Annotated in this window: 11 protein-coding genes and 1 tRNA gene; 6 read left to right on the top strand and 6 right to left on the bottom strand. The window is 53.2% G+C overall.

What is annotated here, in order from left to right:
* The first annotated feature begins 367 nt into the window (after positions 1-367).
* From QF039_RS00255 to QF039_RS00245, 3 genes are all read left to right on the top strand, one after another.
* Complete coding sequence (locus QF039_RS00255; RefSeq protein WP_177068010.1) at positions 368-688, top strand: DUF6124 family protein; 321 nt, start codon at positions 368-370, stop codon at positions 686-688.
* A 269-nt stretch (positions 689-957) separates the two neighbouring features.
* Positions 958-1,034, top strand: a tRNA-Met gene (locus tag QF039_RS00250).
* A 203-nt stretch (positions 1,035-1,237) separates the two neighbouring features.
* The gene (locus QF039_RS00245; protein ID WP_307516490.1) at positions 1,238-1,447 is read left to right on the top strand and encodes a hypothetical protein; all 210 of its coding nucleotides are present in this window, start codon (positions 1,238-1,240) and stop codon (positions 1,445-1,447) included.
* Between the two features lie 394 nt (positions 1,448-1,841).
* Here the strand turns inward: QF039_RS00245 and QF039_RS00240 are convergent, their stop codons facing one another.
* The 3 genes from QF039_RS00240 to QF039_RS00230 form a co-directional block, all read right to left on the bottom strand.
* Complete coding sequence (locus QF039_RS00240; RefSeq protein ID WP_307516489.1) at positions 1,842-2,705, bottom strand: response regulator; 864 nt, start codon at positions 2,703-2,705, stop codon at positions 1,842-1,844.
* Complete coding sequence (locus tag QF039_RS00235; RefSeq protein WP_307516487.1) at positions 2,702-5,764, bottom strand: ATP-binding protein; 3,063 nt, start codon at positions 5,762-5,764, stop codon at positions 2,702-2,704. The genes QF039_RS00240 and QF039_RS00235 overlap by 4 nt, the downstream gene beginning before the upstream one ends.
* A gap of 145 nt (positions 5,765-5,909) precedes the next feature.
* Positions 5,910-6,836 (bottom strand): FRG domain-containing protein, encoded by a 927-nt coding sequence (locus QF039_RS00230; RefSeq protein ID WP_307516485.1) that lies wholly within the window; start codon positions 6,834-6,836, stop codon positions 5,910-5,912.
* A gap of 980 nt (positions 6,837-7,816) precedes the next feature.
* On the opposite strand from QF039_RS00230, the gene QF039_RS00225 reads away from it, so the two are divergent.
* Entirely contained in the window at positions 7,817-8,371 is a 555-nt protein-coding gene (locus QF039_RS00225; protein WP_307516484.1) for a hypothetical protein, read from the top strand.
* Between the two features lie 288 nt (positions 8,372-8,659).
* Here QF039_RS00225 and QF039_RS00220 read toward each other — a convergent pair whose 3' ends face one another.
* Positions 8,660-9,700 (bottom strand): DMT family transporter, encoded by a 1,041-nt coding sequence (locus QF039_RS00220; RefSeq protein ID WP_307516483.1) that lies wholly within the window; start codon positions 9,698-9,700, stop codon positions 8,660-8,662.
* Between the two features lie 165 nt (positions 9,701-9,865).
* On the bottom strand, positions 9,866-10,756 hold the full coding sequence (locus tag QF039_RS00215; RefSeq protein ID WP_307522876.1) for a bifunctional helix-turn-helix transcriptional regulator/GNAT family N-acetyltransferase: 891 nt from the start codon (positions 10,754-10,756) through the stop codon (positions 9,866-9,868).
* Between the two features lie 197 nt (positions 10,757-10,953).
* Here QF039_RS00215 and ggt point away from each other — a divergent pair, with 197 nt between their 5' ends.
* Together ggt and QF039_RS00205 are read left to right on the top strand one after the other, a co-directional pair.
* Positions 10,954-12,780: a gamma-glutamyltransferase gene (gene ggt / locus QF039_RS00210; RefSeq protein WP_307516482.1), complete on the top strand. Its 1,827-nt coding sequence runs from the start codon at positions 10,954-10,956 to the stop codon at positions 12,778-12,780.
* Positions 12,781-12,803: 23 nt separating this feature from the next.
* Positions 12,804-13,532 carry a polyphenol oxidase family protein gene (locus QF039_RS00205; protein WP_307516481.1) on the top strand — a complete coding sequence of 243 codons (729 nt, stop codon included), beginning with the start codon at positions 12,804-12,806 and terminating at the stop codon, positions 13,530-13,532.
* 97 nt (positions 13,533-13,629) lie between these two features.
* Here the strand turns inward: QF039_RS00205 and ddlA are convergent, their stop codons facing one another.
* Entirely contained in the window at positions 13,630-14,724 is a 1,095-nt protein-coding gene (gene ddlA / locus QF039_RS00200) for a D-alanine--D-alanine ligase (RefSeq protein ID WP_008437490.1), read from the bottom strand.
* Between the last annotated feature and the right edge of the window lie 7 nt (positions 14,725-14,731).

The following is a 14,731-nucleotide window of genomic DNA, read 5'->3' as shown; positions in this document are numbered from 1 at the left end:
TGGGTGCAGGAAGGCTATCCCGTTAGCAGGCTAACGAGTAGATGAATCGATGCAGCGGTCATGGTTTGTAAAGGGCCAGCAAGATGAATCCCTTTAATTTGCGGGACGTTTCCTAGAGAATCTTTCGGCCTTGTGCCTGGGGGAGTCGGTGGCTAGTCTTCGGTCCGTCGCTGGTTTTCAGTGATCGGGTTTAGTCGCCCGGACTTATATCAGGCGCATGCTTTCATGAGGTCTCATGGTGGCTGTGCGCAGGGCACCTTCGGGTGCGCCGGGTTTTCCTGATTAGCCGGTCGACTAACCTGCGTACAGTCGCCACCCTTCGTTTAGTCGCGAACGGTACGGCTCCAAGTTAATCAGGAGCTATGCCATGTTTAAAATTGTCCCCGATCCACCCCGTGACCAAGCCAAAGACCGCGCCGCCTTCAACCGAGCGCTCGACCACTACTTACCCACCGACCCGCCGCAACCCTCGACAAACTTCTACGCCATCAGCGACGAAATCAGCTTCGAAGACTCCCTGCTCTACACCGCCGACCTGCTGCACAGCGCCTCAGCCACCGCGCTCGACTGTGGCGAACAACTGCAAAGCCCCGAGCGCGCCAAAGTGCTCGCCGTGTGGCACCTGCTGGAAATCGCCAAGGCCATGGTCGACCGCTCGATAGAGTGCCTGCACCCGCGCAAAACCTGACGCGCGAACGCCAGAACACCGCAGATCAAATGTGGGAGCGGGCTTGCTCGCGAAGGCGGTGGACCAGCCAATACCTCTGCTGACTGACACACCGCATTCGCGAGCAAGCCCGCTCCCACCTTTTGATCTTCGCTGCCTTGGGACCTGCGCAAACCCCAACCGCTCGTCACCAAACCCGGTGTTTCCCGTTAAACAGTTGATAGCGTAGATAAATTTTCAAAAAAAGCGCTTGACGCATTCCCGTTCTCCGCGAATAATGCGCGCCACTTGGCTACATAGCTCAGTTGGTTAGAGCATAGCATTCATAATGCTGGGGTCCGGGGTTCAAGTCCCTGTGTAGCCACCAAGTACCGATCCATAGATGTCTACAGCAGTCTATGAATCACCTCAAGAAGCCCGCCTTGTGCGGGCTTTCTTGTGTCTGGCTGTCCACCTCTATCTACCCCTATCGTTCCCCACCGCCTGCTTGACCTGTTGGCGGCCTAACCTCAATCCTGCCCGAGGCAATCGGCGAAGGCGGGTTGCTTCAGGCTTACCATCGGTCTAACCATGAACCAACCACCACAGAACAGTGCTCAGATGCCTGATTACCTAAAGGCCCGAAAGCTGCATTTGAAGGGAATAATTGCCGGCATGGCGGGCGTGAAAAAGCTCAACGCAAGGGCAAACACTGACACTAAAGTTGAGACGCTCACGATTGATGCTATCAAGGCAGAGCTTGATTTCATTGACGTCCAACTCAAAAGAAAGGGAGCGTGATAAAGATGCGGAAGCCCGTGCAGCTTCCGCTTCGCAGGACCCTCTCGCTTAGAAGCGAGGGTTCGGATCTTTTCGGCTTCTCGTCTATGGCTGCCTTGGGTGTAAGTCCGCACTCAGCTAAAAGCTGACGTGTTTCTGCGAGGGACTGAAATTCACTGTTCAGTTGCCCACGTTGTTTGCCCTGTAAATCGAGAATGGGCCAAAAATAGCTCGCAAGGTTGGAGAAATTGTGCGCTAAACACCGAAAGTTGAGTGCAACCACTAAAACTAGACAAGAGGGAAGAATTTTTGAAAAACGCCTTGGGGCACAGCATTTTTTCAACTCGCCATTTAGTGCTGGCGAGTCGATCTGAGCCCATTTGTAGACAGATGAAGACAATTTAAAGTCACTATATTAAAAGTGGCCTTCAATATAGGTTATCGCCTGTCTTATGCCAAGCAGTTCTGTTTGAGGGCCGACTCTCAGATAAAACAGCTCATCAGCCTTACTCTGCCCTATAGCTTTCCATTTCAGAAAAACGGGCCTGTTACTAGGAAGGCAGCGTACAGAGAATATAAATTTCTCATCACTTTCTATTACTTCGGCTTTAATAAATTCCGAGTACTCTGTGCCAATTGCCTCCCTGAAAATATTCCAAAAATGAAGTTGGAACTTATCAGTATTAGGAAATAAATCCTTTTCAACTCCTAATACTATTCCCTCATCGCTAACTCCGACTAGCAAGGTTCCACCTGAAGCATTGAGAAACCCTGTTAGTGTCTTCAGTACTGAGAATTCCATTTCGCGATCTTTTAAACCTGTTCGCAAGTTTGTTCTTAGAGTTGATTTGAATTCAACAGTGTCTGTTTCTCCACCCTTAATTATAGAATACAAGCTCGCGAGTTGCTTTGCTTTTTTATCTAAAGCACGTTTGAGTTGCTGGGGAAGCTCAGTTATCAAGTTCTCTTTTGTAACATAATCGACAGCCCCCAATCGGAGTGCCTTAATCGTCTCAGCTTGGCTACCCTCCCCGGAGACCACAATTGATGGGAGGTTGAGTTTCAAATCATTAATTTTTTGAAGAAGCCATAGCCCTCCCCAGCGGCCCGGAGGCATAGCTAAGTCAATAAGTACGAGATCGTAAGCCTTATCTTGTATCTTACATAACGCATCCTCGCCATCACTTGTGAGCTCGAAGCTTATGTCGTCCATTCCTAGAACTCGCACTATGCTAGCAATGACATCTTTTTGGTCGTCAGCCCAGAGAATATTTATCACAAAAAGTCCTCACCACTTTGATCTTCATAACTATATATCGAAGGCACCCAGATTTTCACAGTGGCCCCTACATTCTCGCCATTTGAAAAAGCTATGTTTCCACCTAGTTCCTTGGAAATTAACATCACGGCCATCAGGCCAATACCATGCCCAGTGTCTTTAGATGTTTTTAGTGGAGCGCCAGATTCAAGCGCGACAAGCTGTTCATTAGTAAAGCCAGTGCCGGTATCAGATACAATGAATTCCATTCCTTCAAGCTCCATATCTATATCATATGATATATAAATACTTCCATCGCCACTCATTGCCTCTACTGAATTTTTTACCACATTGGTAATTAACGAGCGCAATCGATGCTCATCAGTAAAGATTTCAATTTGCGAGTCACAAGGTGAAAAAATTAAATTGACCGAGTTTGGGATCCATGACCAAAGCTCGCTGATCAATGATTTAATAAATGTACTGACTTTCATTGAGGATATATTTGCTGAGCCAGTTTCTTCAGACAGGCTTTTTACGATGCGCAGCGTAGCTATAGCTGTATCTAAATGACGGCTAGCATCAGCAGCAAGTAAATAACGCTCACGCCCTGAGCTTTTGTTTCTAGCGTGCTCTGAAGTAAAGCAATAACCCAAAATGCTGTTTTTGACGTCGTGCAATATTGAAGCTATTCGGTCATTTGCTGCGGCTTCATAGGGATCTTTGAAATGATATCGCCACCAGAGCTCTAAAGATATTTTTCTAGTGGCGCTTTTTATAACGGAGCTCATGCAGATTTTAAAAGTTGTTTTAGATGCGATTATATTTGTTATAGGCAGTATTACCTTTAAGTAACTCCATGATGAGGACGCAAGGATAGCCTCTAGCTTTTCCTCTGTAAAATCTCTAACGGTTAAACATAGCTCGCTATTCTCAACGTCCACTTCAATATTTATAGTGCCATCCTGAGGGAATGCATCTTTCAATACATCAAGTAAGCACAGATGTGCCCCATCAACTTCTATAATTTTTTCAATGAGATCAGCTCGGCAAACTATGTTTGCCGAGCCGCGCTGAAGAAGATCGAACTCTTCAAGAACGCCCCCAAGGCTAGTAAGGGTAATGTCTCCACCCTTTAAACGATAAGTAGTTGCTTCGGAGATAAAGCTTTTGAAAGCAGCCGTATCTCGTAAATCGTGTGACTCTTGGAGCGGATCTGCTTTAGATAGTTCTGCTTCAAGATAATTAATGGTTTTGGATAAGCTTTTGAGTTTTTTTGACGTTACGTTCCTGCCAGCATGACCATAGTACTTTAGAAGGTCTGACTTGTTTCTGTCGGCTTTAAGATCAATAAGTTTACTAGTGGAGCAAATGAAGCTTTCGAAGGCTCTGAAGTTTAACTCTCTGACAAGACCAACTCCTAGAAAGTTTTTATTTATTAGCTTCGAAAGTCTGAGCGTTCCACTTTTCTCGCCAGCATTTCCCGCCAATCTAATGGCGTGCTCGAAAATCCACTTAACGTAGTTTTCCTGATTAAGCTCGAACGTGGGAAATGGTTCACTAAACAGAACCGCTTCGAACATGCTTTTGTTTTTCAATGCGAGCTCAGATTCCAGCACAACATTTGGCTTTCCATCGTTATTTCTGGATGACTGTACTTCCCCTTGCATTTTTAGTGCGTAATCCAGGTATTCTGACTCGAGTGTTATGGTAGGCGTTGCAATACGCTGCTGGTTACGATTATATACATCGGTTAGAAACTTTACTTTCAACCCTAATAGTTGACATTTTTCTTGAAATACCGTTTTTATTGGCACAATCTCATCGCGAGACAAATCCATACTTTTAGGTTTATTTATAAAGTAATCTATAAATATAGGAATTTCATGAATTAGGCTTGCTGCGTGCTCTAAGTTTTTCTCCTTGACCAAGAACAACACGCCGAATAATGCTTGAACAAACTCGCTTTTAATCGCCCGAGTTAAATTCTTTTCACCAGGCCCTAGCAAAAGCGCGTCTTGCGAAAGTAACTCCTCGTAAATTGTACTAATACTAGACTCGTTAACTAGCGCTCTAACTACTTCTCGAACCCCACCTGCTTTTGATAGATTATCCAAACTTAGATTTCTAATAACTGTATCAAATGCTATCCATTCCAAGACGCTCGCCCCTAAAAAGGCCAAAACACTATTGTTTTTGCCCAGGATAGAGTTTGACTTGCTAAGATTGTAGCTTCGATGAGTTAGGGCTAGGCCAACCAGTGTTACAGACCAATGGGGAAGCATAAGCTTTTCTACAATCAACCCAACCTTTCGGGAGTTAGGTGGAAGCGGCATCAATTTCGCTGCTGAAATGTAATCAATTTTATTATTTGCATTTACTGGTTTTTTTTTGCTCGGCACCCTTATTGAGTACTTTTCAATAAATTTTCCAGCCGCTTCAAGCTCTGCTAATCGTTTAGACGGCCCAGCACCTTCACAACTTATGTTCAAAGCATCCACCCGAACTTTGAAAGTTCGTGAGTGTGCGGGCCCTATCTCCTCAAGCAAACTATAACTGGGTAACAGCTTCTTAACACTCTGACAGTACTCTTGCAGTTGTGTTTTGCTATCTTTTTCGGGCACTATATCTATTGAGTCTAGGGATATATATTTTTGTATGAAATCTGTATTTAGCCTAGTAAAACCTAGATTGTGTTGGATTGCCCCTAACAACTGGTTTGTCAGGGAGTTTGTAATTTCAGTTGAGATTTTTTCTTTAGCAGGAACGCCACTACCAAATGTTTCTTTGTTTGTCGATCTTATCTTTTTACCTAGCTGCTCATATATATGAACCTTTACCTTACGTTCTACTAAGGAGCACGCGCCGGAGGTTTTTTCAGCTATATCTACAGACCGACAGGCTGAGTACAAGCTTATTACAGATTTCCCTAAAGACTCCCATGCATCGATTATTCTATCGTCCTTGTGGTACTCTCTTAACTTCGCCGAAGCAGATTTCCTGGCTGATTTATGATGCAGCGCAGCCAACATAAAATTATTCCGTTCAATTTCCTCAGCCAGACTCTTAGTGTCATCCATGCGCATTTTGCCCCCTTTTGATGAATTATGTCGGCGATATCGTTATAGTTCCAATAGAGCCTTAATCAAAGAGCCCGTCGGAGGTATCCTGAAAATCAGGGCCGATTCAGTCAATTGCTTCGAATACCCCACAGGCAACTGCTATTTAATGGAAGTCTGGATCGTAGCTGTCTTCATTATATTCCTGAATGAGTGACTGAGACGGCCTTACGCCAACCTCAACATTAGCCCAATCCCTTACGCTTTTTGCCACACCATGGAATCCGGGAAAGAGCGTTGAGCCATCAACGCCAAGTCGCGAGCAAAGGTCTAATAAAGCGGGGGCTTCCTCAATCGGCAAGGTCATTTTGACAAGTGGTGTGTGGCTCCCTGTAATGCTGTAAATCTCTTCAACATCCTCTAGCGCTTCTACTTGGTACAAATCGTCTGGGTTATATCCTTTAACCTCATGCGTGGTGAATAAACCAGACTGAGCCGCCTGATTTTTGCTCGTCCCCCCCGGAGTCTTGATCACCTTCACTGTTTTCCAGTGCACCGCATGAGTGGTGTCCAGAGCCCAGATAGCCAGCCTCGGCATTTCCCTGGTATCAATCTCCAGGTTTGCCGATGAGGCAGCGAAGTAACAGGCAACAAAGCTTCTCTCAGTCCAATCTAGGAGGCGAGTGGGAACATCGTAGTGTTGAGCTACTGCCATGATTTCGTATAATTGGGTAGACGGCCAAGGGATATGCGGACTTTGGAACGCCCCCCAACCATCGGCAAGTATTCCGCTCAACTGTTCGGTGTAACCCGGAACATTTAGCCCTGAGCGATCACAGCCACTCAGAAATCTCCTCAATATTTCCAGCTCAAAGGCCACTTGCCCAGCCGTCGAGGCATCAAAAATCCTCCTTGGCGAGCCATAGGCGAATGAGCCTGGTCCACGCCTGCACACTGACGGTGTCAGCTTGTAACCATCACTTGGCTGACCTCTAAAGATGAATCTTCCAACATCCCAAATAGGGTTTAGAGGGGATAAGTAGTCCAGCAACTGGCGTGCAGTATGAAAAGGTACCTCTGTTGGATTTGCCATCGTTCCTTGACTCCGCTTCCGCTTGGCGATTTCCAGTGTAATGACCTTTTGATAGGCAGGCTATGCAGTTTATTCGGGGCTATGGAACCCCTTGAACGGACGTTAAGAGCGGCACAGCACGCATGTCTATCCCTTCAGAGTTGATTGCGGCCCCTTGAAGCGCAACGGATTCAGAAGAAACCTCCACACCTCAAGGTAGACCTGATAGGTCATTACCGAACGGTCTGCTTTTGGCTAGCTGCCCTTTTCGCCCTGGTCATCATAAACCGCTCCTCGTAGAGCAGTGATTGATGTAACACCTGCTTGCCATGTAACACGCCTATCGGCAATCGAAGCACAGCTGTGTAACACCACATAAACCATTTAAAATCATATAGTTATAAACAAACGTAACACACGTAACACGCGTAACACGCGTAACACGGTTTTATTAGGCTCCCCCCCCGAGCCCCATTAGTGTTGCTCCTCCAGCGAATGGAGACCGATCATGCTCTAAGCGTTGGCTAGATAGCGGGCCCCTTCGAATTGAGTTGGCACGGGATAGAAAACCCGCGTTATCATGTCAGCGAAAAGGCCCCCAGCGTAATGAACCGGGGCGAACTGCTATTTGCACTATGTATAGAAACCTTGCTGGGGACCCTAGGTCTTTCGGGAAGACACGGGGCATAAAACCCGCAGGATCGTGTTAGCAGAAAGTCACCCAGCTTAGTGAACAGGTGAACCCGGTGAACTCCAGTTCACCCGTGCATTTGCCCTACCGTTTGGACCCTCCGCGTGCACCATTACCAATGCGGTAACGATGCCCTCTTTTCTTCAAGATCCTTTCAATTTCAACATTGAAATTTCAGTAAGCTGGCACGGCTGCCGCTAACGCGGTCCCGCGGGTTTCATGCCCCGTGTCGATGCCAACGCTACAGGGGCCCCGGCACGATTCCTGTAGCATAAGATCCACAAGCGACCACAACTCAAGGACCATCACATTGGAAGTCAGCCATTTCTGCAGCAAAGGAAACTCTTTGACACTTGCTCGTCGCCTCGGAGACATGCTCTATAAGGCTGAGGAAGAATACGGCCAACGGGATCAATCCTGGACAGTGCTTGGAGTAGAGTTCGAGGGAGTGACCCCCTGCCTCTGGTTCACCAAACCAGGTAAAGGCATCGTGATCAGGCTCAGTGAGAGTGCACTCAACAATACGGTCACTGCTTGCTATCAACTGGCGCACGAATGCATACATCTGCTGTCCCCCTGCGGGTCGCCCGTAGTGCCCGTTATTGAGGAAGGACTTGCAACTGTCTACTCAGAGCGCTACATCGCGCATGCTTTAAGCTACTCATACAATACTCCAGAGGTTCCGTACGCAAACGCAGCGGCTTTGGTTCGTGAGCTTCTTAGCATTGCTCCAGACGCCATTGCTAAACTCAGATCAGTTGAACCTGCCTTTACAAAGATGACCGAACAGACATTCATTGAGGCCGGTGTAGAAGCCCCTACTCCGCTGATAGAACAACTCCTCTCTCCATTCAGGAACAGCTGATCAATTTCAGTTGAACCCGACCTGATTGCTCACCATGAAATACACCGCCAACCATCTGGTGGCGCCTTACAAAGCCGGATTACCAAGAAAGCAGTAGCCAGCAAAATGCGGCGTGTATGCCCACATGTATGCCCAAATGAACATCAAAAAATAAAACCTTTATATACATAAGGTTACGCAATCAGTTCAAATGAATGTGTACCACCAAGTACTAAAAACGGCTTACCGAAAGGTAGGCCGTTTTTTTATGCCTGAAGAAAAGTAAACCGCCCTATTGCCCCACAGACGTCAGTGTTTATGCCGATGGTGCACATCGGGAAAATGCGCATGACTGTGCTGGATCGGTGCGTGCTCATGGGCATGACTATGTGGCTCGGTACCGTCCCACGCAAAGTTATGCACATGCTGGTGGTGCTCATCGTGTGTATGGCGATGACCGTGCATGAGGGGATCGTGCTGATGCTCGTGCGCATGATGTTCCATCAGATGAATCCACACCCCGATGGCCATCAAGGCGGCCGCGAGCAAGAACATCAGCGAAACTGACTCGCCCAGGATCAGGATCGAGATGACCGCGCCCAGGAAAGGAGCCGTGGAAAAATAGGCGCCGGTGCGCGCACTGCCAAGCCCGCGCAGAGCGAGCACAAACAGCACCAGACTCACGCCATACCCAAGCAGCCCAACCACCAAGATTGACCCCAGCGCGGCCACCGCTGGCAGTTGCGACCCGATGGCCAACGCCAAACAGCAATTGACCACCCCCGCCGCCAAGCCTTTGCTCCCGGCGATAAACAGCGCGTCCGAGGCAGAGACCTTACGGGTCAGGTTATTGTCGATGGCCCAACAAAAACAGGCGAAAGCCACGGCCAGCGGCCCCGTCCAATCATGAGCCGTCGCTGCCCCTTGCGGCCATGACAAAACGATCCCGCCCAGAACAATAGCGATCATGCCGATCACGATGCGGCGATCTGCGTTCTCTTTGAACACGACCCACGCCAGCACGGCCGTGAGCACCGACTCAAGATTGAGCATCAGCGATGCGGTGGCGCCCGCTGTGCGGGTGAGCCCGTACATGAGCGCCACAGGCGCAAGCACGCCCCCAAAGACAATGGCGCCCACCAACCAGGGCCACTCTCCGGCTGCAAGCCCGGGCCGTTTCCAGCCGTGGTCGCGAGCAAACCGAACGATGGCCAGGCCCAGGCCGCTGCCCAGATAGAGCAGCCCGGCCAACAGGATGGGCGGCGTATCCACCCCCAGGAGCTTGGCAAGCGGAGTGCTGGCGCCGAACAACGCCGCCGCCGCCAATGCGTAGAGAACGCTCACATTCATAATGGGTCGCCCTGTCAGGCTTATTGCATAAGGACGAGCATCATAGCTGTGCCCGGGTAAGAATTATGTGAATGCCAGCCTGGCTGGCGAACCACAAGAAGGTGACACATGACATTCCCCGCTACCGGCATCAGCACTGAGCGCCTCTTACTGGGGCGCTGTATGTCAAACCCCTTGCCGCACAAAACACTGCTCCACCACAGACTTGCCCCACTGCTGCCCCTCCTGTTCCGACTCCAGCACAAAGCCCGCGCTTTCATAAAGCTTGCGCGCCACATCGAGGCCCTTGAACGTCCACAGCCGCACCGCCGGGAACCGGTGCCCGTCACAGAAATCCAGCGCCTCTTGCAACAGCCGTTTGCCCAAGCCCTGGCCGTGGGCAGACGGGTCGAGGATGAAGCAGCGCAGGGTCGCCTCGCCGTTTTCGCCCTCGCCATCAATCGCGATCGAACCGACGATCTGCTCTGCGTCCAGCACTGCCCAGACTTGGTTGCGCGGGTTGGCCAGGCGCCCCATCAACTCGGCCATGTCCGCCGCCACCAGGCTTTCAAACGGCTGGCCAAAATTCGCATGCTGGGCGTAGTACTCGGCGTGCATCTGCGCGATACGCCCGATGATGCCTGGCCGGTAGCCATGGGCAATGCGGTAGTGCCTCGGCTGCCGGGCGCCGGTACGTTGGGTTTGCAGGGCTGCGGCGTACTGATCGAGCCCGCGGCTGACGGCCTGTTGCTGTTCGCTGGACAAGTCGCCAATCGCCTCGCCCACCTGGCGCCGGGCAAACGTTTCGATGTCGCGTAACGTCTTCTGGCCTCGTGTGGTGAGCCGCAGCTTTTTCGAACGGGCATCGTCCTCGTTGGCAAACTCTTCCAGCTCGCCCGCCTCGACCAGCTTGCGCACCATGCGGCTCACCGACGACTTTTCCAGCCCCAGCAACATGACCAGTTCAACCGCTGTCAGCGCGCCACGCTCGCCGATTTCAACAATCGTGTGCACCGATGACGGTGGGTAACTGCTGGCCGCCAACTTCGGCTGCATGAAGCCCAGCTCTCGCACCATAAGACGCGAGGCACAGCGGATCTGATCGATAAGGTCTGGCTTGGAACGGTTCACGGGGGGAAACCTCTTGCCCGAATGATGAGGAACATAGTTGTACCGCACAACCAAATACAGATCAATCTCCCAACCTGCAAACCACTGAGGTACATTCCCTCCCCACGGACAACAGATCATTCTCAAATGAACGGAGTCATCGCGTGTTTTCGATTTTTCACCGCCAACGCCTTTTCACCCTCTCGCTGATCACCGCCGCCCTCACCCTCGCCGCCTGCCACAGCGCCACCGCGCCGGAACTGCCGCCCGCCCCGGAGCTCGGCTCGGGCTATCGCACCGACATGAGCCCCCGCCACGCCGAGCGCCACATGGCCGCCGCCGCCAACCCGCTGGCCGCCGAAGCCGGGCGCGAGATATTGCGCAAGGGCGGCTCGGCCATCGACGCCGCGATTGCCATGCAGGCCGTGCTGACCCTGGTGGAGCCGCAGTCCTCCGGGATCGGCGGCGGTGCGTTCATCATGCTGTGGGACGGCAAGCAGGTGCACGCCTACGACGGTCGCGAAACCGCACCGGCGGGCGCTACCGAGCGGTTGTTCCTCAACGCCGATGGCACGCCGATGTCGTTCCCGCAGGCACAGATTGGCGGGCGTTCGGTGGCCACCCCGGGGGTGTTGCGCGCCCTGGAAATGGCCCATAAAAAGACCGGCCACCTGCAATGGGCCAAACTGTTTGAGCCGGCCATTCGCCTGGCCGAAGAGGGTTTCCCGATCTCTGCGCGCCTGCACAGCCTGATTGCCGCTGACCGCTACATCAGCCGCTCGCCGGAAATGACCGCGTACTTCCTGAATGCCGACGGCAGCCCGAAGGCCACCGGTACGCTGCTGAAAAACCCGGCGCTGGCCAACGTGTTCAAGCGCATCGCCAAGGAAGGGCCGGACGCGCTGTACTACGGCCCGATTGCCGACGAAATCACACGCAAGGTGCAAGGCAACAGCAACGCCGGCAGCCTGACGCTGACTGACCTCAAGGGTTACAGCGCGGTTGAGCGGGCGCCGTTGTGCACCGACTACAAGCGCTGGAAAGTCTGCGGCATGCCGCCGCCGTCGTCGGGCGGGATCGCCATTGCGCAGATCCTCGGCACGTTGCAGGCCCTGGAAGCCCGCGACCCGCGTATGACGCTTGGGCTGTTGAAGCCGGTGAAGAACGACTCCCCGGCCGGCCTGGAACCGGTGCCCGAAGCGGTGCACCTGATCGCCGAGGCCGACCGCCTGGCCTATGCCGACCGCGCCCAGTACGTGGCGGATTCCGACTACGTGCCGGTGCCGGTGGCCGGGCTAGTCGCGCCGGACTATCTGGCCGGCCGTGCCGCATTGATTGGTGAGCGCAGCATGGGCGTCGCCAAGCCGGGCAAGCCTGCGGGAATTGAAGTGGCCTACGCGCCGGATCGCTCGCCGTTGCGCATTTCCACCTCGCAAGTGGTGGCGGTGGATGACGTGGGTGGCGCGGTGTCGATGACCACCACGGTGGAGTCCGCATTCGGTTCCCATGTAATGGTCCAGGGCTTTTTGCTGAATAACCAGATGACCGACTTCTCCTTCATCCCCGAAGAGAACGGCCAGCCGGTGGCCAACCGGATCGAGCCGGGCAAGCGCCCGCGTTCGTCGATGGCACCGACCCTGGTGTTTGATCGCCAGAGCGGTGAGTGGGTGGCCACTGTGGGTTCGCCGGGCGGTTCGCAGATCATCGAATATGTGAGCAAATCCCTGGTGGCCATGCTCGACTGGAACCTCGACCCGCAAGCGGCCGTCGGCCTGCCCAACTTCGGCAGTCGCAACGGCGCGACCGAGCTGGAAGCCGGGTTGTTCAGTGCTCAGCTGAAACAGGCACTGAAGGACAAGGGCCACGCCCTGAGCGAAATCGACATGACCAGCGGCGCCCAGGCGATCGTCCGGGTGCGCGATGCGCAGGGCAAGGCGTCGTTGGTCGGCGGGGCTGATCCACGCCGTGAAGGCGAAGCACTGGGGGATTGAATTGACTCACTGGAGAGCTGCGCGTGCACAAGGCAAATAACCTCGGCGCCCTGGCTGGCGTCGACCATGGGTTTTGTACGATTGACGATCCATTGCGGCCCGACGAGGTGTTCATCTGCAAGCAGGTGCACAGCGCCACGACCATTGAATGGCACCCGCAGCTTACGCCCAACACGGTGGAGGCTGACGGGGTTTTCAGCCGGGAGGCGCAGCCGATTGCGGTGATCACCGCCGATTGCCTGCCGTTGCTGATGGCCTCGGAGAGCGGGGATTTTGTCGCGGCGATTCATGGCGGCTGGAAGGGGCTGCAAGGCGGGATCATCGCCAATGCCATGCAACGGTTTGCCGCCGAGGGAGTGGCGTTGGACCAGTTGCGGATTGCGATCGGGCCGTCGATCAAGCCTTGTTGTTATGAGGTGAGTGGCGAGTTTGTGGCGCAGTTGCAGGCGAGTCAGGGGCATTTGTGGCGGGATGGAAATGCGCCGTGGACGTTCGAGCAGCCGGGGCCTTTGTTGGCACCGGAGATTCAGCCGCCAGAACCCAGGCAGGCCTTGAGTGCGTGGTTTGATTTGAGCCGCTATGCGCTGATCTTGCTGGAGGCGGCAGGGATAAAACGTGAGCAGGTTGAGGTGAGCGAGGTGTGTACGTATTGCACCTCGCCTGCATTTGCGAGTTACCGCCGAAGGACCCATGACAGTACGGAGCGCAAGACGTTGTTGTATTCGTGGATTTCCAGGACTGCGCAAATCTAGTGTGGGAGCTGGCTTGCCTGCGATGACGGAGTGTCAGTCAATATTTTATTCACTGATCCACCGCTATCGCAGGCAAGCCAGCTCCCACATTTGATCTTTAGCGGCTGATCTTCAACCCCTTACGCCCCGCATGCCGCTCCAGCGCCAGCTCGATCAACCGGCTCACCAGCTCGCTGTAGCTCATTCCTGCCGCCTGCCACAATTTCGGGTACATGCTGATGCGCGTAAAGCCCGGCAACGAGTTGATCTCGTTGATCAGCACCTCCCCCTCATCCGTCAGAAACACATCCACCCGCGCCAGCCCGGCACAGCCCAGGGTTTCAAACGCTTCGATAGCCAACGCACGAATGCGCTCGCTGGCTTCAACACTGATGTCCGCCGGCACCACCACTTGGGCCGCCTGGTCATCGATGTATTTGCTGTCGTAGGAATAGAACCCGTCCCGCACCACGATCTCGCCGCAACCACTGGCGATAGGATTCTCGTTACCCAACACGGCGCATTCGATTTCCCGGCCTTTTACCGCCGACTCCACCAGCACCTTTTCATCAAACCCGAGGGCCAGTTCTACGGCGGCATGATATTCAGCCTCGCTGCCCACCTTGCTCACGCCCACGGACGAACCCTGGTTCGCCGGTTTCACGAACATCGGCACTCCGAGTTTCTGCCGGGCTTGTTCGAAGGTGGTTCGCGCCGCCGTGCGACGGTTGAGGGTAATGAACGGCGTCACGGCAATCCCGGCATCGCGCAGCAGGCGTTTGCTGATGTCCTTGTCCATGCACACCGCCGAGCCCAGCACGTCGGAGCCGACAAACGGCAAGTCGGCCATGCGCAGCAGGCCTTGCAGGCAGCCGTCTTCGCCGAGGGTGCCGTGGACGATCGGGAAGATCACATCGACATGTTCCAGCGAGGCCTGGCTGGCGGTTTCCACCAGTTGCTGGCTGGCCTTGCCCGGCACCACGGCCAGTTCACGATTGGATTGATTGAGGGCGATCAGCGCCGGGTTTTCTTCGTTGAGCAGAAAGCCCGAGGTGTCGTTGAGGTGCCAGTGGCCGGCCTTGTCGATGCCGATCAGGATCGGCTCAAAGCGCGAACGGTCCAGTGCATCGACGATGTTGCGCGCCGATTGCAGCGACACTTCGTGCTCGGCCGAACGGCCACCAAAAATAATCCCTACCCGCAGCTTGCTCATGATCGGC

The organism is Pseudomonas sp. W2I6, from assembly GCF_030815935.1.
In the GTDB taxonomy this organism is placed as follows: Bacteria; Pseudomonadota; Gammaproteobacteria; order Pseudomonadales; family Pseudomonadaceae; genus Aquipseudomonas.
Note: the sequence above shows the minus strand (reverse complement) of the source record. Positions and strands in the feature narration are given on the sequence as shown.